This is a genomic window from Catenuloplanes japonicus, from assembly GCF_000717135.1.
GTDB classification, from domain to species: Bacteria; Actinomycetota; Actinomycetes; order Mycobacteriales; family Micromonosporaceae; genus Catenuloplanes; species Catenuloplanes japonicus.
Genome location: NZ_JNXY01000010.1, coordinates 80,601 through 105,509 on the forward strand (window position 1 = coordinate 80,601; position 24,909 = coordinate 105,509).

The 24,909-nt window shown below is 71.3% G+C and carries 28 protein-coding genes; 12 read left to right on the forward strand and 16 right to left on the reverse strand.

Going from position 1 to position 24,909, the window contains the following annotated elements:
• Positions 1 to 37: 37 nt before the first annotated feature.
• Positions 38 to 946, forward strand: coding sequence for a TIGR03619 family F420-dependent LLM class oxidoreductase (locus tag OP04_RS17575; RefSeq protein WP_033340791.1), 909 nt, complete (start codon positions 38 to 40; stop codon positions 944 to 946).
• 39 nt (positions 947 to 985) lie between these two features.
• Here OP04_RS17575 and OP04_RS17580 read toward each other — a convergent pair whose 3' ends face one another.
• A complete protein-coding gene (locus OP04_RS17580) occupies positions 986 to 1,453 on the reverse strand; it encodes a VOC family protein (RefSeq protein WP_051798188.1) in 468 nt (155 codons plus the stop codon).
• Positions 1,454 to 1,472: 19 nt separating this feature from the next.
• Between OP04_RS17580 and OP04_RS17585 the strand changes: the two genes are divergently transcribed.
• Both OP04_RS17585 and OP04_RS17590 read left to right on the forward strand, forming a co-directional pair.
• A complete protein-coding gene (locus OP04_RS17585) occupies positions 1,473 to 2,291 on the forward strand; it encodes an AraC family transcriptional regulator (RefSeq protein WP_063746626.1) in 819 nt (272 codons plus the stop codon).
• A gap of 26 nt (positions 2,292 to 2,317) precedes the next feature.
• Positions 2,318 to 2,719 (forward strand): hypothetical protein, encoded by a 402-nt coding sequence (locus tag OP04_RS17590; RefSeq protein WP_033340794.1) that lies wholly within the window; start codon positions 2,318 to 2,320, stop codon positions 2,717 to 2,719.
• Positions 2,720 to 3,001: 282 nt separating this feature from the next.
• Here OP04_RS17590 and OP04_RS17595 read toward each other — a convergent pair whose 3' ends face one another.
• The 7 genes from OP04_RS17595 to OP04_RS17625 all read right to left on the reverse strand — a co-directional run bounded on the left by OP04_RS17595 (position 3,002) and on the right by OP04_RS17625 (position 9,848).
• Positions 3,002 to 3,316, reverse strand: coding sequence for a type II toxin-antitoxin system PemK/MazF family toxin (locus OP04_RS17595; protein ID WP_033340795.1), 315 nt, complete (start codon positions 3,314 to 3,316; stop codon positions 3,002 to 3,004).
• Positions 3,313 to 3,564, reverse strand: coding sequence for a hypothetical protein (locus OP04_RS17600; protein WP_033340796.1), 252 nt, complete (start codon positions 3,562 to 3,564; stop codon positions 3,313 to 3,315). Before OP04_RS17600 ends, OP04_RS17595 begins: the two co-directional genes overlap by 4 nt.
• A 66-nt stretch (positions 3,565 to 3,630) precedes the next feature.
• Entirely contained in the window at positions 3,631 to 6,021 is a 2,391-nt protein-coding gene (locus OP04_RS17605) for a M4 family metallopeptidase (RefSeq protein ID WP_051798205.1), read from the reverse strand.
• Between the two features lie 137 nt (positions 6,022 to 6,158).
• Positions 6,159 to 6,932, reverse strand: coding sequence for a nucleotidyltransferase domain-containing protein (locus OP04_RS17610; protein WP_232323630.1), 774 nt, complete (start codon positions 6,930 to 6,932; stop codon positions 6,159 to 6,161).
• Positions 6,929 to 7,852 carry a nucleotidyltransferase domain-containing protein gene (locus OP04_RS17615; protein WP_085066544.1) on the reverse strand — a complete coding sequence of 308 codons (924 nt, stop codon included), beginning with the start codon at positions 7,850 to 7,852 and terminating at the stop codon, positions 6,929 to 6,931. The genes OP04_RS17610 and OP04_RS17615 overlap by 4 nt, the downstream gene beginning before the upstream one ends.
• A gap of 2 nt (positions 7,853 to 7,854) precedes the next feature.
• Complete coding sequence (locus OP04_RS49765) at positions 7,855 to 8,481, reverse strand: hypothetical protein (RefSeq protein ID WP_051798189.1); 627 nt, start codon at positions 8,479 to 8,481, stop codon at positions 7,855 to 7,857.
• Between the two features lie 221 nt (positions 8,482 to 8,702).
• Positions 8,703 to 9,848 (reverse strand): MFS transporter, encoded by a 1,146-nt coding sequence (locus OP04_RS17625; protein ID WP_033340875.1) that lies wholly within the window; start codon positions 9,846 to 9,848, stop codon positions 8,703 to 8,705.
• Positions 9,849 to 9,894: 46 nt separating this feature from the next.
• On the opposite strand from OP04_RS17625, the gene ychF reads away from it, so the two are divergent.
• The 3 genes from ychF (at position 9,895) to OP04_RS17640 (ending at position 11,696) form a co-directional block, all read left to right on the forward strand.
• Complete coding sequence (gene ychF, locus OP04_RS17630; RefSeq protein WP_033340799.1) at positions 9,895 to 10,980, forward strand: redox-regulated ATPase YchF; 1,086 nt, start codon at positions 9,895 to 9,897, stop codon at positions 10,978 to 10,980.
• Between the two features lie 84 nt (positions 10,981 to 11,064).
• Positions 11,065 to 11,304, forward strand: a complete 240-nt coding sequence (locus OP04_RS17635; protein WP_033340800.1) for a hypothetical protein — start codon at positions 11,065 to 11,067, stop codon at positions 11,302 to 11,304.
• The gene (locus OP04_RS17640; RefSeq protein WP_033340801.1) at positions 11,301 to 11,696 is read left to right on the forward strand and encodes a PIN domain-containing protein; all 396 of its coding nucleotides are present in this window, start codon (positions 11,301 to 11,303) and stop codon (positions 11,694 to 11,696) included. The genes OP04_RS17635 and OP04_RS17640 overlap by 4 nt, the downstream gene beginning before the upstream one ends.
• Before the next feature lie 47 nt (positions 11,697 to 11,743).
• Here OP04_RS17640 and OP04_RS17645 read toward each other — a convergent pair whose 3' ends face one another.
• Complete coding sequence (locus OP04_RS17645; protein ID WP_232323631.1) at positions 11,744 to 12,406, reverse strand: Uma2 family endonuclease; 663 nt, start codon at positions 12,404 to 12,406, stop codon at positions 11,744 to 11,746.
• Here OP04_RS17645 and OP04_RS17650 point away from each other — a divergent pair.
• A complete protein-coding gene (locus tag OP04_RS17650; protein ID WP_033340802.1) occupies positions 12,381 to 13,124 on the forward strand; it encodes a Type 1 glutamine amidotransferase-like domain-containing protein in 744 nt (247 codons plus the stop codon). The two genes, OP04_RS17645 and OP04_RS17650, sit on opposite strands and share 26 nt — an antisense overlap.
• Here the strand turns inward: OP04_RS17650 and OP04_RS17655 are convergent.
• Entirely contained in the window at positions 13,112 to 13,474 is a 363-nt protein-coding gene (locus OP04_RS17655; RefSeq protein WP_033340803.1) for a PH domain-containing protein, read from the reverse strand. The genes OP04_RS17650 and OP04_RS17655 overlap by 13 nt on opposite strands.
• Before the next feature lie 39 nt (positions 13,475 to 13,513).
• Positions 13,514 to 13,831: a 4a-hydroxytetrahydrobiopterin dehydratase gene (locus OP04_RS17660; RefSeq protein WP_033340877.1), complete on the reverse strand. Its 318-nt coding sequence runs from the start codon at positions 13,829 to 13,831 to the stop codon at positions 13,514 to 13,516.
• Between the two features lie 185 nt (positions 13,832 to 14,016).
• Between OP04_RS17660 and OP04_RS17665 the strand changes: the two genes are divergently transcribed.
• Positions 14,017 to 14,430 (forward strand): (deoxy)nucleoside triphosphate pyrophosphohydrolase, encoded by a 414-nt coding sequence (locus tag OP04_RS17665; RefSeq protein ID WP_033340804.1) that lies wholly within the window; start codon positions 14,017 to 14,019, stop codon positions 14,428 to 14,430.
• A gap of 4 nt (positions 14,431 to 14,434) precedes the next feature.
• On the opposite strand, the gene OP04_RS17670 is transcribed toward OP04_RS17665, so the two are convergent.
• From OP04_RS17670 to OP04_RS17690, 5 genes are all read right to left on the reverse strand, one after another.
• Positions 14,435 to 15,439 carry a succinate dehydrogenase/fumarate reductase iron-sulfur subunit gene (locus OP04_RS17670; protein WP_033340805.1) on the reverse strand — a complete coding sequence of 335 codons (1,005 nt, stop codon included), beginning with the start codon at positions 15,437 to 15,439 and terminating at the stop codon, positions 14,435 to 14,437.
• 4 nt (positions 15,440 to 15,443) lie between these two features.
• Positions 15,444 to 17,342: a fumarate reductase/succinate dehydrogenase flavoprotein subunit gene (locus OP04_RS17675; protein ID WP_033340806.1), complete on the reverse strand. Its 1,899-nt coding sequence runs from the start codon at positions 17,340 to 17,342 to the stop codon at positions 15,444 to 15,446.
• Between the two features lie 9 nt (positions 17,343 to 17,351).
• Entirely contained in the window at positions 17,352 to 18,131 is a 780-nt protein-coding gene (locus OP04_RS17680; protein WP_033340807.1) for a hypothetical protein, read from the reverse strand.
• A 170-nt stretch (positions 18,132 to 18,301) separates the two neighbouring features.
• A complete protein-coding gene (locus tag OP04_RS17685) occupies positions 18,302 to 19,042 on the reverse strand; it encodes a hypothetical protein (protein WP_157239950.1) in 741 nt (246 codons plus the stop codon).
• Between the two features lie 44 nt (positions 19,043 to 19,086).
• Positions 19,087 to 21,189 carry a S9 family peptidase gene (locus OP04_RS17690; protein ID WP_033340809.1) on the reverse strand — a complete coding sequence of 701 codons (2,103 nt, stop codon included), beginning with the start codon at positions 21,187 to 21,189 and terminating at the stop codon, positions 19,087 to 19,089.
• 95 nt (positions 21,190 to 21,284) lie between these two features.
• Here OP04_RS17690 and mshB point away from each other — a divergent pair, with 95 nt between their 5' ends.
• The 4 genes from mshB (at position 21,285) to OP04_RS17710 (ending at position 24,906) form a co-directional block, all read left to right on the forward strand.
• Positions 21,285 to 22,172, forward strand: coding sequence for an N-acetyl-1-D-myo-inositol-2-amino-2-deoxy-alpha-D-glucopyranoside deacetylase (gene mshB, locus OP04_RS17695; protein ID WP_408606763.1), 888 nt, complete (start codon positions 21,285 to 21,287; stop codon positions 22,170 to 22,172).
• Positions 22,169 to 22,639 carry a hypothetical protein gene (locus OP04_RS17700; protein WP_051798195.1) on the forward strand — a complete coding sequence of 157 codons (471 nt, stop codon included), beginning with the start codon at positions 22,169 to 22,171 and terminating at the stop codon, positions 22,637 to 22,639. Before mshB ends, OP04_RS17700 begins: the two co-directional genes overlap by 4 nt.
• Before the next feature lie 79 nt (positions 22,640 to 22,718).
• Entirely contained in the window at positions 22,719 to 24,389 is a 1,671-nt protein-coding gene (locus OP04_RS17705) for a VanW family protein (RefSeq protein WP_157239952.1), read from the forward strand.
• A 34-nt stretch (positions 24,390 to 24,423) separates the two neighbouring features.
• On the forward strand, positions 24,424 to 24,906 hold the full coding sequence (locus OP04_RS17710) for a hypothetical protein (RefSeq protein ID WP_033340811.1): 483 nt from the start codon (positions 24,424 to 24,426) through the stop codon (positions 24,904 to 24,906).
• The last annotated feature ends 3 nt before the right edge of the window (positions 24,907 to 24,909 follow it).

Consider the following 24,909-nt stretch of genomic DNA (forward strand, 5'->3'; position numbering starts at 1 on the left):
CAGCGTGACCGATCAGGCTCCCGGTACCGTGAGGGGCATGCATGTGGGACTGGGTCTCCCGGTGGCCGGCGCCTGGGCCTCGCCGGAACGCGTGGCACACGTGGCCACCCGCGCCGAGCAGCTCGGATACCACTCGCTCTGGACGTTCCAGCGGCTCTTCGTGCCCGATGATCCGCAGCCGGACCCGGTCTACCGCAGCGTGCTGGACCCGCTGATCGCGCTCACGTTCGCGGCCGCGCGCACCACGCGCATCCGGCTGGGCGTCGCTGTCGTGAACGTGCCGTACCTCTCCCCGGTCTACCTGGCGAAACAGGCCACCTCGCTCGACGTGCTCTCCGGCGGCCGCCTCGACCTGGGCCTGGGCAGCGGCTGGTCCGAGCCCGAGTTCGTCGCGACCGGTGCGGACCCGGCCCGGCGCGGCCCGCGCACCGCCGAGTTCGTGCGCGTGCTCCGCGCGCTCTGGTCCGGCGACGGCGCGCCGCACGAGGGCGAGTTCTACCGGCTCCCGCGCGGCTACCAGCACCCGCTGCCGGTCCAGCGCCCCGGCCCGCCGATCCTGCTCGGCGGCTCCGCGCCCGCGGCGCTGCGCCGGGCCGGCCGCCTGGCCGACGGCTGGATCAGCCGCAGCAAGGCGAACCTGGCCGAGATCGGCGACAGCGTGGCGATCGTCCGCGCGGCCGCGGCCGAGGCGGGGCGCGATCCGGACGCGGTGCGCGTGGTCAGCCGCGGCCCGGTCCAGGCCGGCGACGTGCTCCCGGAGGCCGGCCGTAAGCCGCTGACCGGCTCGTACGCCCAGATCCGCGCGGACGTGGACCGGCTCGGCGAGGCCGGCGTCACCGAGGTCTTCCACGACCTGAACTGGGACCCGCTCATCGGCGCGCCGGACGCGGACCCGGCCGCCGCCGCCCGCCGCGCCGACGAGATCATCGAGGCGCTCGCCCCCTGAACCCCGTGATCGAGGCGACCCGCACGTCGTCGGAGCGGATCACGACGAGGAGGACGCCCAGGCCGCGGCCGCCGCCGCGATCTCCTCCACCGGCACGTCCCGGTCGTGCCGGCAGATCGCCCAGCGCACGCCGAACGGGCAGCGCAGCACGCCCATCCGATCCCCGGAGAACACGTCCGCCACCTCGGACAGCGGCGTCGCGCCGGCCGCCACCGCGCGGGCGAACACGTCGTCCGGGTCCGCCGTCCACAGCGTCACCGTGAACGCGTTCCCCTCGGCCGGCGGCGCGCCGATCCCGTACGCCGGCATCGGCTCGCTGAGCTGGAACCGCACGCCGTTCAGCGACAGCTCCGCGTGCATGATCGCGCCGTCCGGCGCCTCCATCCGGACCAGGATCTCGGCGCCGAACACGTCACGGTAGAACTCCAGCGCCTTCGCCGCCTCGTTCACCGCGAAGAAGAGGCTGAGCTGCGCATATCCGGCCGGGGCCACGTTGTTGTCAGACATGGGGTCCATGCTGGTACCCATGACGGCGACCGCGCTTGTAGAAACGCGACAGGGACCGGTGACCACCAGCGAGCGCGGGCTGATCGGCGCGCGCGACTACACGATCACCCGGCTGGCCCCGTCCGAGGCCGTGTCCGCGCTGGTGGAGCGGCACTGGATGGTGTCGTGGGACCTGCCCCCGGGCCGGACCTCGCAGGCCACGCTGCTGCCGCACCCGTGTGTGAACCTGACCTGGCTCCCCGGCACGGACGTGATGATCAACGGTGTGGGTCGCGCGCTCTTCACGTACCCGCTGATGGGGTCTGGTTTCGTCTTCGGGGTGAAGTTCCGGCCCGGCGGGTTCGCGCCGTTCTGGCCGGGCGAGGTGGTCGAGCTGACCGACCGGGTCCGGCCGCTGAAAGAGCTGATCAAGAGCGATCCGGGGGTACGCCTGCGCGCCGCGACCGGCATCGCGGAGCTGGCGGCCGAGGCAGAACGGTTTCTGCTCGCGCACTGGCCCGCGCCGGATCCCACGGTCGCGCTGGTCGGGCGGATCACCGGCGCGCTGCTGCACGACCGGGAGGTGCGGCGGGTGGACGACGTGACGGCCCGGTTCGGCCTGTCCGCGCGTTCGCTGCAACGGCTGTTCCGGGCATACGTCGGCGTAACCCCCAAATGGGTGCTGTCCCGCTACCGCCTGCACGAGGCCGCCGAGCGCCTGTCCGACCCCTCCTCCGGCGGGTTGTCGCAGGTCGCGGCAGATCTGGGCTACTTCGATCAGTCGCATTTCATTCGCGACTTCACCCGGGTGGTGGGGGAGACCCCTGGCAATTTTGAGTACCGCAACTCAGGGACCTGACGCCGCGCGGCGGCAGGATCGTCCGCATGGGAAAGCAGGTGTTCCTCGGGGCGGCCGGTGCGGCCGTCGTCTTCGCGCTGTCGTGGTTCATCCCGGCCGGCGTGCTCATGCTGCTGAGCGTGACGCTGTGGGCGGACGTGATCGGAGCGAACATCGGCGCGGGCCTGATCCTGCTCGCGGTCCCGGCCGCGGTGGTCCCGCTGGCACTCTGGGCGCTGCTGCGCCGCCTGGACGTGCCGGGCGCGGCCGCCATCGGCGCCGGCGGCATCGTGATCTACGTGGCGACCGTGGTCCTCACCACCGAGTGGATCATCGCGGACCCATTGCTGGTGACCGGCGCCGTCGGCAGCGGCGCCCTCGCCCTCTACGCCGGCCTGGCCGCCGCGCTCGCCACCACGATCACCCGCTGGCGCAGCATCTCTTCATGATCAACAAGGCGAAGACCCACACCCACGTCTTCCCGCGTACGCCGAGGTCCGGCAGCGTTGCTCCCGCGGGCATCGGTCCCGTGCCACTCGGCTTATTCCGACCGTGACCCACGACTAGCCGCGAGAAGCGCCCGAGTCTGATCGCGGCGGACCCAGACCTCGACGCCGAAAGCCGACTCAGAAAACAACTCACTGCCGAACTGAGTAAGCGGCATCGGACACCGGCCGTCACCGGCGCTCCTCCCTGCCGGTCCCGCCGTAGTCAGGCAAGGAGCAAGACCGTCAGAGCTCGAACAGATCGCGCAGCGCCTCGCTCAGCCTGGCGAGACTGGCGCCGGTGATCATGCCGACCTTCTCCGCGCCCGCGCTGGCCGGCAGCCGCCGCATCCGGTTGACCACCACCACGCCGGAGAGCGGGTCCGCCTCGGCCAGCGGCACCGCGAACGGCGGGAGCTCGGTGCTGCCGCGCTGGCGCACGATCGGCGCCACGAACGGCGCGGCGCTGGGCCGCTCGTTGTGCGAGTCTCCGGACAGGACCACGACGCGGTACCGCAGATCGCTGCGGCCCCCGATGGTCCAGATCTCGCCCCGGTTCACGCGGCGTCGGAGAGGTCGTTCCAGTTGGTCTCGAGCTTCTCCGCCAGACGGTCGAAGCCGTCCAGCTCGTCACGGACGTCGGGGTTGGCGGTCAGCCACTCCTCGTGGCGCCGGGCGGCCTGCCGCAGCGCCTCGCGCCGCGCCGCCCGGTCGAGCCAGGCCGAGAGCGTGAGCCCCTCCTCGGCCGCGGCCGCCCGCGCTCGGGCCAGGGTGTCCGCCCTCAGGCCGAGGGTCACCTTTTCCGCCATACGGCGATCGTACGCGCGCCGGGGCGCTCCGCGAACGCAGCACGTCGCGGAACGCCCCGGCGGATCTCAGGAGACGGTCACCGCGGTGTCGTCGATGACGAAGGACGTCTGCAGCGTGGTGTCCTCCGTCCCGTAGAACCGGATGCGGACGGTCTGGCCCGCGTACGAGGCCAGGCTCAGCGACCGGGCCGTGTACCCGGTTGCCTTGTTCAGGTTGGAGTAGGTCGCCAGCGTGCCGAGCACGGTGCCGCTGGTGTTCAGTACCTGGATGGCCAGCTTGTCGTACTGCGTGCTGGTCGTGGTCTCCGCCGAGTCGATGTGCGTGTAGAACGTCAGCGCGTAGGCCGAGCACCCGGTCGGCAGCGCCACCTGCTGGTAGACGTACTGCGTGCTGGTCGATCCGTTCCCGTTGAGGAACGCGGCGTAGCTGCCGGTACGGGCCGGCTGCGTGCTGTGGATGCCGATCACGCCGGTCGGGCTCTGCGTCCAGGAGGTCGCCCCGGACTCGAAGCCGCCGTTCGCGAACAGCTGGGACGAGCAGGTCCCGCCGCCCCCGGAGCCGACCGTGAGCGCGTAGGTCGCGGTCCGGGTGACCGAGGTGCCGGTGCCGGTGACCGTGATCGAGTACGTCCCGGCCGGCGTCGACGTGCTGGTGGCGAGCGTCAGCGTGGACGAGTTGCCGGACGTGATCGACGACGGGTTGAACGTCGCGGTCGCGCCGGACGGCAGCCCGGACGCGGTCAGCGCCACGGTCTGCGCGGTGCCGGTGTTGACCGTGGAGATCGTGGTCGCGACGGACGAGCCGGCCGCCACCGTGCCGGACGAGGACGACAGCGACAGCGTGAACGAGTTGCCGGTGCCGGAGCAGACCGCATCGTTGCCGGCCACGTTCACGGCCGTCCACGCGGTCTGGACCGCCTTGTACTCGGTGCTGCACGAGCCGTAGAGGTCGGTCGCCGCGGAGAGCGTGTGCGCGCGGGCGGTCGAGCTCAGGTTGCTGGACAGGTAGTAGCGCGTGGTGGAGGTGAAGTAGGTGCTCAGCGCGCGGTACCAGATCGCGGCCGCCTTGGCGCGCCCGATGCCGGTGACCGCGGGGGCGGAGCCGCAGACCGGCGACGTGCCGTACGCGGTGGAGCCGGTGCCCTCGGCCAGGTTGAAGAAGAAGTGGTTGCCCGGCCCGGACGAGTAGTGCACGTCCACGCTGTTCGTGGACGACGACCAGCAGCCGTGCGAGGCACCGTCCAGCGTCGGGTTGTACATGTAGCGCAACGGCGTACCGTTGCCGTTGATGTTGATCTCCTCGCCGATCTGGTAGTCACCCGGGTCGGACGAGTTGTTCGCGGAGAACTCGACCATCGTGCCGAAGATGTCGCTGGTGGCCTCGTTCAGGCCGCCGGACTCGCCGGTGTAGTTGAGGTTCGCCGTGTTCTCGGTGACGCCGTGCGACATCTCGTGCCCGGCCACGTCCAGCGAGACCAGCGGGTTCGAGTTCCCCGAACCGTCGCCGTAGGTCATCTGGGCGCCGTCCCAGAACGCGTTGACGTAGCTGCTGCCGTAGTGCACCCGGGACGGCACGCCGGCCCCGTTGTTGAAGATGCCGTTCCGGCCGTGGCTGTTCTTGAAGTAGTCGAACGTGAGCGCGGCGCCGTAGTGCGCGTCCACGGCCGCGGACTGGTCGCTGGACTGCGCGCCGGTGCCCCACGCGTTGTCCGCGTCGGTCATGGTCGAGCAGGTCGACGTGGTGTTGTTCATGTCGCAGGTGCGGCCGTTGCCGTGCGTCGGGTCGGTCAGCGTGTAGCTGCTGCCGGAGAGCGTGGTGCTCAGCGTGACCGTGCCGACGTAGATGCCGCGGCCGGTGCCGTCGACCATCTCGATCTCGTCCCAAGACTCGCGCACCGCGCCGGTGGCCGCGTCCACCACGACCTGGAACCGCGACGGCGTCTGCCCGTCCACGTTCCAGCCGGTGATCTCGGTCTGGTAGGCGAGCACGCCGTCGCCGGCGGTCGCGTCCACGATCAGCTCGGGGCTGCCGACCTCGGTGATCGTGCCCTTGAACTGCGCCTTCGCCGTGTCCGACGCCGCGGAGGGGGAAACCGCGGCGGTGGTGGCGAGCGAGAGCGGACGGGCGAGACCGACGGACGCCTTGGCGAAGCTGCCGTTCGCCGCGGTGTGCACGATCGTGTCGCCGCCGCGCACGCGGAGACCCTTGTAGGTGCGGTCGTACCGGACGTGCGCCGCACCGTCCGGGTCGACCGTGCTGTTCCGGACGACGAACGCGTCCGCGTCACTCGCCTGCAGCGCCGGCCGGTGCTGGGTGAGCGCGAGGGATGCGGCGGAGAGTGGTGCGATGCCGGGGCCCGGCGCCGGCGACGCCGCGGCGGTGGCCGCGGGGCCGACGCCCACCAGCAGACCGCCCATGAGTAGGGCGGCGCCGGTGGCCGACAGGGATCGTTTCACGTGGTCCTCCTGATCGCTGGATGTGGCTTTCACATATAGCGATCGATGAACCCGTGGGCCTCATACCAAAAGAGCCATAAGATCAAAGTGCAGATGACCTGCGGGTACGCTGACCAGCACTGACACGCTGTAGGTGGCTACCGGCCGGTACGAAGTCGCACCAGAAGATCGTGCACCGCGTTCTCCGCCCCGGGCCGCTCCGGCAGCCGCGTCGACGCCCGCGCCTCCTCCAGCGCCGCCTCGAGCACGGCCAGATCCGCGTCCAGCCGCTCCCGGTCCGGCCCCACGCCGGTCGCGGCCCGGTGCTCCCCGGCCGTCTTCGCCGCGATCAGCTCCCCGAGGTAGCCAGGCGCCTCCGGCACCAGCCCGGCCAGCGTCGGCAGGTGCGCGCTCAGCGCGCCGGACCGCATCAGGTGCACGCCGGTCAGGTACGCCCGGAACGTGTAGAGCAGCGGCTTCAGCTCGCCGGACTTCTCGAACATCCGGCGCTGCGTCTGCGCGAAACCCCGGTAGTGGTGCGCGTGGTGCCGGGTCACCGTGTCCGGCCCGAGCGCGCGCAGCTCCTCGTACGCGGGCGAACCGCTGACCACGATCGGCGAGAGCAACTGCTCCAGCACGTACCCGTTGCGGCTCAGCAGCAGCCGGAAGAACTTGAACGCGTCGTGCGTGACCAGGTCGATCTCGGCCCCGGCCTGCTCCCAGCTGGTGTCGATGGTGGCCCGGCCGGTGCGCAGGCCGACCACCTCCTCGATCGGCAGCAGGTGCGCGCCGCGCAGGTCGACGTCCGAGTCCCGGCTCGGGAAACCGTAGAGGTGCGCGCCGGAGACGGTCACGAACAGCAGCGGGTACGGCTGGCCGTGGGTGATCGCCCGCAGCTCGTCCAGGTCCAGCACGGTCATGTCGCGTGTCATCGCAGGAACTCCGCAGCGCTCCGGGCGCGCACCGAGCGCAGCCAGTCGTCCACCCGTTTCGTGTCCGGACCGGCCGGCAGCGGCGTACGGTCCAGCGCGTCGTCGATCTCCGCGTGCAGCGCCAGCCGCCAGGCCTCCACCTCGGGCCAGGAGCGCTCGCCGCGGCGTACCCGCAGAAGGTCTTCCCGGTTGTCGCCGGCATCGGTCCGGAAGCTGCCGGTGGAGAGCACGTCGCGGCAGGCCAGCAGCAGCCGGAGCAGATGCATGACGTGCTTCCAGCGGGGCTCCCCGTCGCGCCGGATGTCCGCCTCGATCTTCTTGAACTGGCTCAGCACATAACCGGAGTAGGTCTGGTACACGAGCTGGGACAGGAACGCGCCGCGCAGCTCCAGCAGCTCCTCGCCGAGCGGTGTCACGGTCCGGACCAGCGGCGAGTGCAGCACCTCGAGCAGGTTCGGGTTCGCCTTCAGGGCCAGCTCGCAGAAGCGCTCCACCTCCCAGGAGAACTGCTCCGGCTCCGGCCCGTCCACGTGCGGTGGCGGCTTGCGCAGCGACCAGAACGCGTCGGCCGGCGCCGCGTAGACCCCCCGGACGTCCGTGTCCGACTCGGCGGTGTCCAGCCCGAACGCCCGCGAACCGACCACCGCGGCATAGATCGTGTGATCCGTGACGAACCGGTGGTCCTCGGTCGCCGCGTCGCCCACGCCCGTCGCCTGCTGGTGGGCCTTGCGCAGCGCCAGCTCGGCACGACCGGCGGTCAGCTGCCGGCCGTCGGAGAGCCGGATCAGGTAACCGCCGGACTCGGCGTCGCCGATCACGCGGCCGGTCGCGCCGCGCTGGACCCTGGCCCCGGCGTGATCCAGGGAGGCCTCCCGGAGCACCACCTGGGTGCCGGCGGGAAGGCGAGGAGAGTTCGTCATGGTCAGGCGATCGTACGGTCACCCCGCCGGAACCCGGTGCCGGTCCAGGTGAAGCGGTCCGTGACGGTGAGCGAGCCGCCGTCCGCGTTGTTGTCCGTCTTCCGGTACGCCCGCGAGGTGACCACGATCGTGCCGTCCTCGATCAGGATCTTCTTGACCCGGAGGCCGCGCTCGTCCTCGCCGTCCTCCTGGGTGAGCAGCACACCGAGCCGGCGCCACTGACCGGCCGGCGGCGCGCCGTCGTAGACGTGGACCACGGACGGCCAGCTCGACGTGGACCCGGTGCAGGCGCCCGCGACCAGCACGTCCGGCACGCCGTCGCCGGTCAGGTCGCGGTTGACCAGCGGTCCCTGCTCCACCGGTCCCGCGCCGTCCGGGCAGGCCAGCACCGCGGCCAGCGCGGACTTCCAGTCGCCGGCACCGGTCTCACCGGGGGCGGGTGCGGCCGCGGGTGGTGCCGTGGTGGCCGCGGGCGTGGGCGTTGCGGCGGTGGGCGCGGCCGCCGGCGGCGAGGTGGTGGCGGCCGAGCTGGGCGCGGGTGAAGGGAGCGGGCCCTTGTCGTCGCCGCCGGTCGTGCAGGCGGTGAGCGCCAGGGCCGCCAGCGCGAGCGCGCCGAATCGCTTGATCATGGAACTGTCCCCCGTGAAGGTCTCGTGCGTGTGTGGTTCGCATGAGCTGCACGCTTCACACCCGGTGGCGGTTGCACCCTCTTTTCCGGTCGAGGTCGTGGGTGTCCTTACCTCGGCGTCGAGGTGTGGATCCGTCGCCGGGCGCTCCGTGCCTGAAATTTCGGGAAATAGCCGACCGTGGCCTCGTGCTGGCACCGAAGACGCGGTGGTCGTGTGCGTCCTCAGCCGCGGGCGAGGAGCACCGCGCCGAGCGCGCCGCCCGCCGCGTACACGCCGGCCACCGCCAGGAGCAGGCCGTCCGGGCCCGCGCCGGCCGCGTACCCGGCGAGCGCGGCACCGAGCGCGGACGCGGTCACCTTCAACCCGGCGCCCAGCGTGAAGACCTGCGTGTGCACCGCGGGCGGCGCGTGCCGGTCCCGGCTGGCGAACAGCGCGGCCGACTGCGGGCCGAAGAAGAACCCGGACAGGCCGAAGAGCAGCAGCGCCGGGAGCACGCCGGACGCCAGCGGCACCGCGGCCAGCGGCAGCGCGCTCGCCACCAGGCAGATCATCACGGTACGTTCCGGGCGGCCCGCCCCGGCCGGGTAGCGCGCGTAGAGCAGCGATCCGGCCAGCCCGCCGATCGCGGCGGCGGACAGCAGCGCGCCGGCGGCGTACCCCGTGTGGAATTTGATCGCCAGCAACGCCGTGATCAGCGGGAACGCACCATAGGCGCCCGCGCCCAGACTGGTCGACAGCGTCACCGCGCGCAGCGGGCGGATGCGCCAGATCGCGCCGAACCCGCCGGTCAGCACGGTGCCGGCGACCTCCGGCGCGGGGCGGGGCGGCAGCGGCAGCGTGAGCACCAGCAGCCCGGCCGTGATCGCGCCCGCGCCCAGCACCAGCGTCGCCGCGCGCGCCCCGGCCGGCTCCGCGATCACGGCCACCACGGCCGGTCCGCAGATGCCGGCCAGGTTGTAGGTCATCACGTCCGTCCCGTACACCCGGTCGCGGCGCTCCGGCGGGAACAACTCCTTGATCAGGCTGGACAGGCCACCGGTGCCGAGCGGGGCGCAGCAGCCGCCGAGCACCGCGATCAGCAGCACCACCGGCACCGGCACGCGGCCGGTCAGCAGGCCGCAGAGCACGATCGCCACGCCGTTCCCGCCGATCAGCAGCAGAAAGACCGGTGCGCGCCGCCGGGCCCGGTCCGCGAGCGCGCCGACCGCGGGCCCGGCCAGCACGTGCGGCACCATGAACGCGGCCGCCAGCGCGCCACCGAGGGCCGGGCTCCCGGCCGTCTCCAGCGCCAGCAGCACCAGCGCCACCCGGGCGCCCTCGTCCGCGAACCGGGCGAGCACCGCGGCGGTCAGGTACCGATAGATCATCACCAGGAACAATACGTTTCTGCCCGGGGCACTATCCTGGTGCGTTGTGAGTCTCAGCATCGGGATCGTCGGCCTGCCCAACGTCGGCAAGAGCACCCTCTTCAACGCCCTGACCAAGAACGACGTGCTCGCGGCGAACTACCCGTTCGCCACGATCGAGCCCAACGTCGGCGTCGTCGGGCTGCCGGACGAGCGGCTGGACAAGCTGGCCGGCATCTTCGAGTCACAGAAGATCATTCCGGCGCCGGTCTCGTTCGTCGACATCGCCGGCCTGGTCCGCGGCGCGTCCAAGGGCCAGGGCCGCGGCAACGCGTTCCTGGCGAACATCCGCGACTCCCAGGCGATCTGCCAGGTCGTCCGCGCGTTCTCCGACCCGAACGTGGTGCACGTCGACGGCAAGGTCTCGCCGAAGGACGACATCGAGACGATCAACACCGAGCTGATCCTGGCCGACCTCCAGACGCTGGAGAAGGCGATCCCGCGCCTGGAGAAGGAGGCGAAGCTCAAGAAGGACCGCGCCGGCGTCGTCACCGCCGCGAAGGCCGCCGCCGAGCTGCTGAACGGCGGCACCACGCTCTACGCGGGCGCCGCCAAGGCCGGCATCGAGATCGACGAGCTGCGCGAGCTGCACCTGCTCACCTCGAAGCCGTTCCTCTACGTCTTCAACGTCGACGAGGAGGAGCTGGCCAACGAGGAGTTCCTCGCGTCGCTGCGCGAGCTGGTCGCCCCCGCCGAGGCCGTCTTCATGGACGCCAAGATCGAGTCCGAGCTGATCGACCTCCCCGAGGACGAGGCCCGCGAGCTGCTCGAGTCCATCGGCCAGACCGAGCCCGGCCTCAACCAGCTCATCCGCGTCGGCTTCCGCACGCTCGGCCTCCAGACCTACCTGACGGCCGGCCCCAAGGAGTCCCGCGCCTGGACCGTCCCGATCGGCGCCACCGCCCCCGAGGCCGCCGGCGTCATCCACTCCGACTTCCAGCGCGGCTTCATCAAGGCCGAGATCGTCGGCTTCGACGACCTGGTCACCGCCGGCTCCATGTCCGCCGCCAAGGCCGCCGGCAAGGTCCGCATCGAGGGCAAGGAATACATCATGCAGGACGGCGACGTGGTCGAGTTCCGCTTCAACGTCTGACCGATTCATGACGAGGGCCGGCACCGATGGTGTCGGTCCTCGCGCGTCTCGTCGATGCTGGTAATACCAGGGTATGGTTGCCGCATGGCGAGGACGAAGAAGGTCACCATCACGCTTCCGGCGGAATTGCTGGAAAGCATGAAGTCGCACACCGACAACGTCTCCGGCTATCTCACCGAGCTGGCCGAGCGGGCCGAGCGACGCCGGCTTCTGCGAGAGGAGCTGGACCGCTATCAGGATGAGTTCGGAGCGTTCACCGGCGAGGAGATGGCCGAGGCCCGGACGCTCCTCTACGGCGCCGAGGAGTCGGAGCGCGCGGCGTGAGTCTTGAGACCTTGGTGCTCGATTCACAGGGCTTCTCGGGATGGATCGACCGGGATCGCAAAGTGCTGGGACTGCTGGAGCTGGCGGAGCGTGACGGGGCTGATCTCGCCATGTCGGCTGCCACGATCATCGAGACCTCTTACGCCAGCGTGGATGTCGTGCGGCTGAACTGGCTGCTGTCCCGGATCCGGGTGGAGGCGGTGACGAAGGAGAGTGCCCGCCGCAGTGCGAGCCTGTTGAAGGCGGCAGGGCTGCACGGGCACAAGTACGCCATCGATGCCATGGTCGCCGAGGTGGCGCTCCGCCTGCCCGCTCCGGTGGCGATCCTGACCTCCGACGTCGACGACATGGTCAAGCTCTGCGGCCAACGGGTCCGGATCATCGGCCTGTAGGCGAGCTGCCCAGCATGGGGCAGGTCCCGGCCCGGCCGACGCCTGGCTCAGCTCCTCCGAGCGGGCAGCAGGCGGGCCAAGTCGAGCGTGATCGGGAAGGGAACAGGCGTGCGAACCTGGTGGCGGAAGACTCCGGACGGCGCGTAGGCCCTGGTGGGGCCGTCGAGTTCGTAGGCGTGGACGACCGGTGAGCCGTCCTCGTCCTCGATGCGCCAGTAGTGCGCGATTCCGGCCTCCGCGTACTTGCGCAGCTTGACCGTCCGGTCGCGGTGTGCAGACTCCGCCGAGACCACCTCGACGACCAGCAGAACCTCGTCCGGCTTGTAGTACGTACGGTCCGGATCGTAGGGCGTCGTCGTCGCGAGCAGATCCGGTTCGGGACGGTTTCGCTCGTCGAGCCGGATCGTCATCTCCCGTTCCACCTCGACACCCGGTGGCGCCTGCTCCGAAAGGGCAAGCACCAGGGCGGTGACGAGCCGGCCGTGCCAGGCCCGTTGCGGGGACATCATGAAGACGAGTGCTCCATCGATGAGTTCGGTGTGGCGCGGTGCCTGGGGCAGTTCGTCGAGGTCGTCGGCATACCACCCCTCGGGGCGGGGCGGGCGCATCCATTCGGGCACCGCGGTCATGCCGTCACCGTAACATTCCGCAACGACGATCCGGCTGTTGGCGAAGGGCGTGAGCATGGCGGCGGACGAACCCACGATCATCGCGACGAGCATGGTGTTCCGAGGGTCCGGGACCGGTCCTTATGACTGGAAGGCCGGACCGGTCTACCGCTACGCGGCGGAGCTGGCGAAGACCGGTGGCCGGCGGCCGAGGCTGTGTTTCCTGGGGCAGGGCGACGGCGACGATCTGAGCACGCGGGCCGCCTTCTACGCCGCGCTCACCGCGGCCGGCTTCGAGGTCTCGCACCTCGCGCTCTTCCCGATGCCGAACCACCCGGACATCCGCGGACATCTGCTGGCGCAGGACGTGATCTGGGTCGGCGGGGGCAGCGTGGCCAACATGGTGGCGGTCTGGCGCGTGCACGGCCTGCCGGAGATCCTGCACGAGGCGTGGCAGCGCGGCGTGGTCATGGGCGGCGTCTCCGCGGGCAGCATCTGCTGGACGCTCGGCGGCACCACCGACAGCTACGGCCGGGACCTGCGCGCGTTCACCGACGGCCTGGGCTGGCTTCCCTACGCGAACGGCGTCCACTACGACGCGGAGGAGCAGCGCCGCCCGCTCATGCACCGCCTGATGCGCGAGGGTGTGCTCGCCCCGCACGGCTACGCCACGGACAACGGCGCCGGGCTGGTCTTCCGCGGCACCGTGCTGTCCGAGGCGATCGCCGATCGGGACGGGGCCGGCGCCTACGAGCTGCGCCTGCGCGACGGCGAGGTCACGGAGACGCCGTTGCCCGTCACTCGCGTCTACGAGATGTAGAACAGGATGACGTTGTGGACGTGGTGGGCCTTGTGGTCGCCGCGGAACTCGACCTCGTAGGAGTGGGTGCCGACGTTGACCGCGATGGTGCTGGAGCCGAAGAAGGAGCCGGCCCAGGACGCGTTGCTCACCACGCTGACGCTGGTCACCTTGGAGTACGGGATGCTGGTGATCGCGAACTTCTTGCCGACGAACGACTTGTCCTGGATGATCACGCGGCGGTTGGTGAGGCCGATGAAGCCGGTGCCGACGCCGATCGCGTCGTAGACCGCGATGACGTTCTCGCCCTCCAGGAGGCCGCTCTCGATCTGCTTCAGCTGTTCTTTGCGGTCATAGGTCGCTTCTGCCATGACCCTGAGGCTAGCCCGGTCGTGCTGTGGCGAGGATCACTAGGCGGCGGTGACCGTACGGTACGCATCCTCGATACGCGCCGCCAGTGCGACCTGACCCTCCGTTATGGATTCGGCGCCGCCGGCCGCGACCCGGATCTGGGTCTGGCCCTCGTGGCGCCGGATGTCCGGCCGCAGGTGCAGCGCATCCGCCGCGACCTTGATCCGCTCGGTCAGGTCCGCGTGCTGTGCCTCGTTGAGCGCGAGGGTGCGGCTCAACTGCTGGCCGTCACGGGTCCAACCAGTGAGTAAGGTCAGAGCGTCACTCAAATAGTCACGGTTCGCAGTGCGACCGCTGTTGCTCCAGAGAGCACGCATCGCCACGCCTCCCCCAGGCGTCGTTGCCGGCTTGTGGCCAAATCGTCGCCGTGTCGTCATGGTGTCGCCCCTAGTCTTCCCGCTGACGGGCTGGCATGTCCATGGCTACTGGACTACCTCTTTCTCGTACTAAGAGTTGATCCGGTCCACCCGAAATACCGATTGATCTGGCACTCTGGTTGCCCGTGGACACGGAACGGGCCAGGTCAAAGGTCGTCGTCGGCGCTGCCATCCTTTTCGGCGGACGGGTCCTGGCGTGCGCGCGCTCGGCGCCGCCGGAGGTCGCGGGGCGCTTCGAATTCCCCGGCGGCAAGGTGGAGCCGCGCGAGTCCGAGACCGATGCGGTCGCCCGGGAGTGCGTCGAGGAGCTGGGCGTCACTGTGCGTGTCGGTGCGCGTGTCGGCGGCGACGTGACGCTGGGCAACGGCTGGGCCGTGCTGCGGGTCTACCTCGCGGAGCTGACCGGCGATGCCGAGCCGCGCGCGATCGAGCACAGCGAGCTGCGCTGGCTGTCCGTGGACGAGCTCGACGACGTGCCCTGGCTGCCGGCGGACGAGCCGATCGTGCGCGCGCTGCGCGAGCATCTGCGGGGTCTCTGACGGCTCAGCGCCGGGGATCGTCTCGCGGGTGGTGGTAGTTGAGGTCCTCGGCCGGCAGCGGCAACGTCACGTCGTCGCCGAACGGCGACCCGGCCCCCTGGTTCTCGAACGTGAGCTCCGTGATCGGCAGGTGACCGTCGTCGCCGACCGCGGGCCCCTGCGCGCCGTGATGCCGCCGCTGCCAGTCCGGCTCGCCCTCGGCCGGCTCCCGCGGCGGCAGCACGCCCAGCAGCGGGTCCGGGCCCGGCGAAGGAAGCTGGTCCCGGCGGAAGATCTTGCGGCCGAGCCAGACCAGCGGGTCGTAGCGGCGGTCGACCACGCGCTCCTTCATCGGGATGATCGCGTTGTCGGTGATCTTGATGTGTTCCGGGCAGACCTCGGTGCAGCACTTGGTGATGTTGCACATGCCCAGCCCCATCGACGCCTGTGCGTACTCCTTGCGGTCTTCCAGGGTGTCGAGCGGATGCATGTCCAGCTCGGCCGCGCGGATGAAGAAGCGCGGGCCGGAGAACGGCGGCTTGTTCTCCTCGTGGTCGCGGATCACGTGGCAGGTGTTCTGGCAGAGGTAGCACTCGATGCACTTGCGGAACTCCTGCGAGCGCTCCACGTCGACCTGCTGCATCCGGTACTCGCCCGGCGCCAGGTCCGCGGGCGGTGTGAACGCGGGCGTCTCACGCGCCTTCCGGTAGTTGAAGGACACGTCCGTCACCAGGTCGCGGATCACCGGGAACGTGCGCAGCGGCGTGATGGTGACCGTCTCGTCCGCGGTGAACGTCGACATCCGGGTCATGCAGCCCAGTCGCGGCATGCCGTTGATCTCCATCGAGCAGGACCCGCACTTGCCGGCCTTGCAGTTCCACCGGCAGGCCAGATCCGGCGTCTGGGTGGCCTGCAGCCGGTGGATGATGTCCAGCACGACCTCGCCCTCGTTCACCTCGACCTGGAAGTCCTGCAGCTCACCGCCGCCCGCGTCGCCGCGCCAGACCCTGAAGTTGCGCTTGGTGCCCATCTGTTCATGCCTCCGGCAGCGCGTCGAACTCGGCCAGTTCCTCGTCGGTCAGGTATTTGGACATCTCGCCACGCTCGAAGAGCGCCAGCAGCTCCGGCCGCATCCTCGGCAGCGGTTTGCGGGTCAGCCGCACCTCGTCGCCGTCCAGCGCGCAGATCAGGTTGATCCGGCGCCACTCCGGGTCCATCGCCGGGAAGTCCTCCCGGGTGTGGCCGCCGCGCGACTCGGCGCGCTCCAGCGCGGCCAGCGCGGTGCACTCGGAGACGACCAGCATGTTGCGCAGGTCCAGCGCGAGGTGCCAGCCCGGGTTGTAGCGGCGGCCGCCGGACGCGCTCACGTTCGCCACACGGGCCCGCAGCTCGTGCAGCCGTTTGAGCGCCTCGGACAGCTCCGCCTCGCGCCGGATGATGCCGACCAGGTCGCCCATCACCACCTGAAGCTCCTGCTGCAGGTGGTACGGGTTGTCGCCGCCGCTGCGCTCCAGCGGACCGAGCGCGGTCGCCACGGCCAATTCAAGATCCTTCGTGGGTACGCGTGGGCGCGCCACAGAATCGCAGTAGGCCGCCGCGTGCTCCCCCGCCCGCTTGCCGAAGACCAGCAGGTCGGAGAGCGAGTTGCCACCGAGCCGGTTCGAGCCGTGCATGCCGCCGGAGACCTCGCCGGCCGCGAACAGCCCGCGCACGCCGCCCAGCGCGGCCGTGGTGTCCGGGTCGACCTCCACGCCGCCCATCACGTAGTGGCAGGTCGGGCCCACCTCCATCGGTTGGGCCGTGATGTCGACGTCGGCCAGCTCCTTGAACTGGTGGTACATCGACGGCAGGCGCCGGCGGATGGTCTCGGCCGGCATGCGCGTGCTGACGTCCAGGTAGACGCCGCCGGCCGGGGTGCCGCGCCCCTCCTTGACCTCGGTGTTGATCGCGCGGGCCACCTCGTCGCGGGGGAGCAGCTCGGGCGGGCGGCGGTTGTTGTCCGGGTCGGTGTACCAGCGGTCCGCCTCCTCCTCGGTCTCCGCGTACTGCTTACGGAAGACGTCCGGGACGTACCCGAACATGAAGCGGTTGCCCTCGGAGTTCTTCAGCACGCCGCCGTCGCCGCGGACCGACTCGGTGACCAGGATGCCCTTCACGGACGGCGGCCAGACCATGCCGGTCGGGTGGAACTGCAGGAACTCCATGTTGATCAGCGTCGCGCCGGCCCGGAGCGCGAGCGCGTGCCCGTCGCCGGTGTACTCCCAGGAGTTCGACGTGACCTTGTACGACTTCCCGACGCCGCCGGTCGCCAGCACCACGGCCGGCGCCTCGAAGAGCACCAGCTCGCCGGACTCGCGGTAGTAGCCGAACGCGCCGGCCACCCGGTCGCCGTCCAGCATCAGCTCGGTGATCGTGGTCTCGGAGAAGACCCGGATGCGCGCGTCGTAGTCGCCGGACTCGCGGAAGTCCTCCTGCTGCAGCGCCACGATCCGCTGCTGCAGCGTGCGGATCATCTCCAGGCCGGTGCGGTCGCCGACGTGGGCCAGCCGCGGGTACTCGTGACCGCCGAAGTTGCGCTGCGAGATCCGCCCGTCCTTGGTCCGGTCGAACAGCGCGCCGTAGGTCTCCAGCTCCCAGATCCGGGACGGGGCCTCCTTGGCGTGCAGCTCCGCCATCCGGAAGTTGTTCAGGAACTTGCCGCCGCGCATCGTGTCCCGGAAGTGGACCATCCAGTTGTCGCGCGAGTTCACGTTCCCCATCGCGGCCGCGGCGCCGCCCTCGGCCATCACGGTGTGCGCCTTGCCGAACAGTGACTTCGAGATGATCGCGGTCTTCTTGCCGGCGCTGCGCGCCTCGATCGCGGCCCGCAGCCCGGCGCCACCCGCGCCGATGACCACGACGTCGTACCGGTGCCGTTCGATTCGCGTTGTCATCCCAGGCCCTCAGTTGATGATGCGGAGGTCGGAGAACCAGCCTGCGGCCAGCGCCATGATGTACGCGTCGGTCAGCGCGAGCGTGCCGAGCGTGACCCAGGCGAGCTGCATGTGCCGGACGTTCAGCTTCGACACGAACGTCCAGAACCGGTATCGCACGGGGTGCTTGGAGAAGTGCTTGAGCCGTCCGCCCGCGATGTGCCGGCAGGAGTGGCAGGACAACGTGTACGCCCAGAGCGCGACCACGTTGACCCAGAGGATCACGTTGCCCAGGCCGAGGCCGGTGGCCTGGGCCAGCGCCGCGTCATACGTGTTGATCACGGAGATGACGGCGGCGGCGTAGAACGCGTACCGGTGCACGTTCTGGAAGACCAGCGGGAAGCGCGTCTCGCCGGTGTAGCGCTTGTGCCCGTCCGGCACCGCGCAGGCCGGCGGCGACAGCCAGAACGCCCGGTAGTACGCCTTCCGGTAGTAGTAGCAGGTCAGCCGGAAGAGCAGCAGGAACGGCAGGGTCAGCGCGGCGTCCGGCACGATCCACCAGCCGGGCAGGAACCGCCCGAGATGGGCCGCGGCCTCCACGCACCGCTCCGTCACGCACGGTGAGTAGAACGGCGTGAGGTAGTGGTACTGCTCCACCCAGTAGTTGCCGTGCATGAACACCCGGACCGTGGCGTAGGTGACCCAGGCGCCCAGCCCGACGAACGTGACCAGCGGCGCGAACCACCACCGATCGGTGCGCAGCGTCCTTGCCGTGATCGCGGCCCGGCCCGGCCTCGTCGCCGTCGTCATTCCGGCTCCCCTGATGCGTTCGCCTGTGACACGCGTTACGCCGCGTGTGACGTAGACCATCCGCAAGGGAGTCTGGGTGTTACGAGCCGATTACGCATCCCCGATCGGACCGTTGTGGCACATTGTGGTCAAGGTCACTGATCACGGCACGTGTTTGATCTTGCATTGAGCTACAGCGATGGGTTGATCAACCGCCGCAGCGTGCCGTCGCAGCCGTCCGGCCCGTCCGCGATCAGCCGGTCCGCCACCGGGTCCGCGTTCTCGTCGCGCGGGGCCAGGTAGAACGCGGGCTCGCCGCCGCCGGCCGACCTGTCCAGCGCGTCCGCGTAGACCGCGCGCGCCTCGATCACCTGCCGCCAGCCGTCCGGCCAGGCCTGCTCCAGGTAGTCCTCGTCGAGCGGGCCCGCGTCGCGGGCGGTCCGGATGCGCTCCAGCTCCAGCAGGAACGGGCGGGCCGCCACGTTCTCGTCACGGATCGCCTTGGCACGGGCGGCCGGGCCGGTGGTGGCGCCGGGCGGGATCAGCCGGTTGAGCCGCTGCTCCAGGTCCAGGCAGGCGGCTTCCACGTCGGCGCGGGACTCCGCCTCCACGGCCCGGTCGTGCCGGGACCGGTCGACGCCGCCGCGGACGGCCGCGGTCACCGCGACGAACGCGCCGCAGACCAGCACCACGATCACGACCAGGCTGCCGGCCACGATCCAGGTCCAGCCGCGCCGCCCGATGCCGCCGAAGTACTGACGGCCGCGCGGCGGCGTGAACCGCGCGCGGCCCACCCGGGCGGAACCGGGGGCGAAGGTCGTGGGCTCGGGCCCGGCCGGCGATACGGGCTCCGCCGACGAAGCGGGCTCGGTCGACGAAGCAGGCTCCGGCACCGGCTCGGAGGCCGGCTCGGGCGGCGTCGATGAGGTCACGCGTCCCAGTACAGCACTCGTACGCGAGAAAGCCAGAGCCCGAGTCAGGCCGGCAGGTGCCGGCGGACGAAGTCCAGCTCCAGCGGCAGCAACCGCTCCGCCACGCCGTCCCCGGCCAGCCGCGCCACGCCGGACAGCGGCAGCACCGCGTGCGGGCGCCCGGCCGCCACCATCGCGGCCGACAGCCGCAGCGTGTGCGCCGCGATGATCGAATCGTCCGCCATGCCGTGGACCAGCAGCAACGGCCGCGCGTCCGAGGGGCGGACCGGCGGCTCCGCCGCGATCTCGACCAGGTTGTGGTGCGCGTAGACCTCGTCGTCCGGCAGGCCCAGGTACCGCTCCGCGAACGCGGTGTTGTGCAGCGACCAGTCGGCCAGCGGCGTCCGGGCCACGCCGCAGGCGAACACGTCCGGCCGGCGCAGCACCGCGAGCGCGGCCAGCCAGCCGCCGAGCGCCCAGCCACGTACCGCGACCCGGTGCGGATCCAGGTCCGGGTGCTTCTCGCCGAGTGCGCCGAGCGCGTCGATCTGGTCGGTCAGCGCGATGTCGGCCAGCCGCCGGTGCACCACCTTCTCGAAGCTGGGCGCGACGCCGGGCGTACCCCTGTTGTCGATCGTCACGACGGCGAAGCCGGCGTCCGCCCACCACTGCCGCTCCAGCCACCAGGCGCGCGCGGACAGCACCTCCTGCCGGCCCGGACCGCCGTAGACGTCCAGCAGCACCGGCAGCCGCCGGCCGCTCACGTGCTGACGCGGGTAGACCACCGCGGCCGGCAGCCGGCGGTCGGTGACCCGTTCCAGCGCGGGGCGCGGCGCGAACGGCGGCGTGGCCGCGAGCGAGGCCAGCCCGCCGATCCGGGTCTCACCGCGCCAGACCGACCACTGTGTCCCGGCGTGGTCCAGCGACAGCCGCCCGATCGCCAGCAGCCCGCCACCCGAGGCCGCGACGTGCCAGCCCGGCTCCGTGGTGATCCGCCGCGCCTCCATGCCACCGGCGCCGAGCGCGCCCCGGACCCGGTAGACGTGCTGCTCGGACGGTTCGCCGTCGGTGCCCTCGACCAGCAGGTCCGCGCCGCCCGAGACCGGGCCGACCACGCGGCGCACGTAGAGCGAGGGAGGGGTGAGCAGGCTGCCGTCCGCGAAGAGGCAGCGGGCGTCGTACCCGTCGTGGGCCAGCTCGCCGCCGACCAGCACCCGGCCGTCCGGGAGGTGGCAGGGCGTGCCGTCGATCGGCTCCACCCAGCGCGGGTCGGTCAGCTCCGCGTGCACCTGCGTCTCGCCGGTGCGCGGGTCGACGGAGAGCACCAGCCCGTGCTGCTGCAGGCGGCGCAGTACCGCGATCAGCGGGCCGCCGTCCTGCCAGCGGACCGAGACCAGGTAGGGGTACGTCTCCCGGTCCCAGTGCACGTCCACCCACCCGCCGTCGAGATCCAGCAGGTGCAGGCTGACCTGCGGGTTCGGCCCACCGGCGCGCGGGTAGGCCAGGCTCGGCGCCGGCTCGCCCGGATCCACCGGATCGTGCAGGTAGAGGCGGGGGAGCCGGGACGTGTCCACCCGCGCGGCCATCACGGTCCGCCCGTCCGGCGACCACCAGTACCCGCGCCCGCGGTCGAACGCCTCGCCGGCCAGGTAGTCGATCGCGCCCCAGGCCACGGTGCCGTTGCTGTCCCGCTCGCCGGCCAGCATCACGTCGGTGCCGTCCGGCTCCACGATGTGCAGTGCGGTGGTGGCGACCGGCTCGCCGCGGTCGGTCAGCCCGGGGTGCGCGGTCAGGTACGCGATCCGCTCGCCGGCCGGGTCGGGCCGCGGGTCGACGGCCGGGCCCGCGGTGGCCACCTCGACCACGTCGCCGTTGATCAGGTCGGCACGGAACAGCCGCCCGGCGACGGTGAACGCGGCGATGCGCCCGTGGCGGTCCAGCGCGTACGACGTGATGCCCTCGTGCGGATCACCGGTCAGCTCGACCGGCTCCGCGACCAGGCGCTCCTCGCCGGTGGCCGCGTCCAGCATCCAGAGGCGCCCGGCCGGGTCCTCGGCGCCGCCGGAGCGGACGAAGACGACCCGGCCACCGTCGCCCGCGACGCTGACCGAGAGCGGGCTTCCGTTGGTGAACCGGCGGGTCCGGGCGGCGAGCTCTGGATAGTCCACTGTCCGATCATCCTCCAGAATTCGCAGCCAGGGGTTCGCATAATCGCTTTTGGGCTGTTTCGGGATGGGGCGGGACGGCGCGTAAAGTGTCCCGGGTGACGGAGCAAGCCCTTCTGCTGGTGCATGCCCACCCCGACGACGAGTCGATCGGGACCGGCGCGACCATGGCCCACTACGCGGCGACCGGCACCCACGTGACGCTCGTGACCTGCACGCTCGGCGAAGAGGGCGAGATCCACCTGCCCGAGCTGATCGGGCTCGCGGCGGACGCGGCCGACCAGCTCGGCGGTTACCGCGTCGCCGAGCTCAACGGCGCCTGTGCGGCCCTGGGCGTGACCGACCGGCGGTTCCTCGGCGGCGCCGGGCGCTACCGCGACTCCGGCATGATGGGCCTGCCGACCAATGCGCATCCGCGCGCGTTCTGGCAGGCGGATCTGGACACCGCGGCCGGCTTCCTGGTCGAGATCATGCGGGAGACGCGCCCGCAGGTCGTGGTGACCTACGACGACAACGGCTTCTACGGCCACCCGGACCACATCCAGGCGCACCGGGTCACCATGCGCGCCTGCGAGCTGGCCCGCGAGCAGGGCTTCGGCCCGGAGAAGGTCTACTTCCAGGCGATGCCGCGCAGCGTACTGGCGGCCGGGATCGCGGAGTTCGGCCAGAGCACCGGCAACCCGTTCTCCGGCATCGAGGCGCCGGACGAGTTGCCGTTCGGCTCCTCCGACGCGGAGATCGCGGCCCGGATCGACGCCACCGACTCCGCGGACGCGAAGGTCGCGGCCATGAAGGCGCACGCCAGCCAGATCCCGCTGGACTCGTGGCTCTACTCGATCGCGGGCAACTTCGGCGGCGAGTTCATGGGCGTGGAGTTCTACACGCTGGCCTACGGCGAGCGCGGCCCCGGCGACGGCCCGCACGGCTGGGAGAGCTGCCTGTTCGCGGGGGTCACGTCCGAGGCGAAAGCGCTCGTGGACCGGTGAGCGCACCGCCCCCCTCGCCGTACCCGCACAAGGTCCCGGCGCTGGAGATCGACCCGGAGTGGCTGGAGCCGCTGCCGGCGGCCAAGGGCATGACCGTCACCGACCTGACGCTGCGCGTGCTCGGCGGCATCGTGGTGGTGCTGGCCGCGGTGGTGACCGCGGTGCTGGAGGTCTTCTTCACGCCGCTGCGCGTGGGCGGCTTCCTGATCGGCGTGTCCGCGCTGGTCGCCGTGGTGGCGAACGTGGCGCTGGCCGACTTCGCGCACCGCACGACCGGCGCGAAGTGGGCGGTGGCGCTGCCGGCGCTCACCTGGTTCGCCGTACTGATGGTGTCGGCGGGCAGCACGGCCGAGGGCGACATCCTGCTCGCCGGGAACAACTGGGTCGGGCTCGCCACGATCTTCACCGGCTCGATGGCGTTCGCGATCGTCGCGTATCGCATGATTCTGCCGACGCAGCGCAGCTGAGCTGGGAAAACGTTACCGGTTCGTCATGTCGCGCAGGCAGCATTGCGCGGGCTGATCCACTGCACCCGAGGTGACGACCGTGACCGAGTTCGACGACGCCGCCACCGTGCGGTTCGCCCGCATCGCCGGTGACGCGCCCGGCCCGTTGCCGGACGTCCTGCGGATGACCGAGCACCTCCCGGACGCGCACTCACCGCGCCGCTGGCCCACCGCGCTGGCCGGCGTGCTGGTCGCGGCCGTGCTGGTGGGCGGCGGCGGGGTCGCCTGGGCCGCGCGCGGTGACGTGCCGCGCGGCACCAGCGTGCTCGGCGTCGACCTGGGCGGCCTGACCGAGGCACAGGCGCACGAGCGGCTCAGTGCGTCGCACCGGCTGAGCGAGCCGTTCATCATCTCGCTGGCCGGCCGCGAGATCGTCCGGACCGACCCGGAGGCGATCGGCCTGTCCGTGGACGTCCCGGCCTCGGTCGCGGCCGCGACCCGGGGCGGCCGGCTGATCGGCTTCGAGAGCGTCACGCCGGTCGTCACGGTCGACGAGCGGAAGCTCTACGACGTGCTGCAGGCCGCCGCGCTCAAGGCCCGGCTGGCCTCGCCCGGCACCGCGCCCGCGATCACGTTCGACGGCACCACGCCGCGGCCGGTCTACCCGGAGCCGGGCCGGGCGATCGACGCGCGCGCCGCGGCCAAGGAGGTCGCGTCCGCCTGGGCGCGCAAGGACGTGCCGCACGTCGCGCTGACCGAGACCACGCCGGTCACCACGCGCGAGGAGATCGACCGGCTGGTGACGGAGCTGGCCGTGCCCGCGGTCGCGTCGAAGGTCCGGGTCACGGTGGACCGGGGCGGCTTCGACGTCCCGCCCGCGGTGATCGCGCGGAGCCTGGTCTTCGCCGGCGACCCGCTCACGCCGCGCATCGACGAGAAGCTGCTGCGCGCGGGCCTGGGCGAGACGCTCTCCCGGCTGGAGACGACGGTGCGCGAGGCCTCGGTCAGCGCGGACGACGGCTGGCCGCGGATCACCGGGAGCCGCACCGGCCGGACCGTGGACACCGGCGCGCTCGCCCGCGACCTGCTCGAGTCGCTGCCGAGGTCCGGCGCGCGCACGATCACGGCCACGTTCACCGAGACGGAACCGGTGGTCAGCACCGAGGACATCACGAAGCTGGGCGTCACGGAGCAGCTGGCCACGTTCACCACGAGCGGCCCGGACGGCGATCTCGACCCGGCCGCGGCCGAGCGGCTGGACGGCGCGCTGATCCGGCCCGGCGACACGTTCTCGCTGCACCGGACCGCGGGGCGGGACTCGTCGCCGCAACTGGCCGCCACGCTGTTCCACGCCGCGTTCACGGCCGGGCTGGAGGACGTGGAGCACCGGCCGCACACGACCTACCGGGCGTACCTGCCGGCCGTGGCCGAGGCGACCGCCGCGCCCGACCAGGACCTGCGGTTCCGCAACGACACGCCGTACGGCGTGCTGGTCGACGTGCGCTCCTACGGCCGGGTGATCACGGTGACGCTCTGGGGCACGCGCGTGCACGACTCGGTCCGGATCGACTACGGGCGCCGGTCTGACATCGTGGAGCCGCCGGTGACGTACGAGACGCCCGGCCCGGACTGCGCATTCGACGAAGGTTCTCCAGGCTTCTCCCAAGAGGCGTGGCGTATCTTCCGCAAGGACGGCAAGGAATCGAAGCGCGAGAAGCTGCGCTGGACCTATGATCCACAGCCCCGCATCATCTGCGGAACGAGGCCGTGAGCTGGTCCGGCCTCGCGGGGAGGAGAGTGTGACGATGAGGAACCGCTGGCTGCCGGTTGGCGTGCTCGCCGGTGTGCTGTTTCTGATCAACGTGATCGCCCGGCTGGTCGGGGAGTTCGCGATCGGCGACGACGCGAGCGCGCAGGACTGGGTCTCGACCGCCATGTTCGTCGCGGTCGGCCTGGTGACGGGCGTGCTGGCCTTCCGCTGGGGCCGGGGCCGCCCGCTGGACTCGTGGAGTGGCGACGTGGCCGCGATCATCGCGGCCGGAATGCTGCTGACCGTGCTGGTCGGCCCGTTCATCAACGGCGACACGCCGTTCACCAACGGTGCCGGCTCGTTCTTCGCCCAGATCTGGCTCTACCTGGGCTTCACGATCGGCGGCGCCGTGCTCGGCTACCTGGTGCTGATGGTGCTGGGCTGGGACTACCGCTCACAGTCGCTCAAGCGCTACCAGGAGTCCCGCCTGGCGTCCGCGCGCCCGGTCCGCAACCGCCGCACCACCATCCGGCGCTAGAAA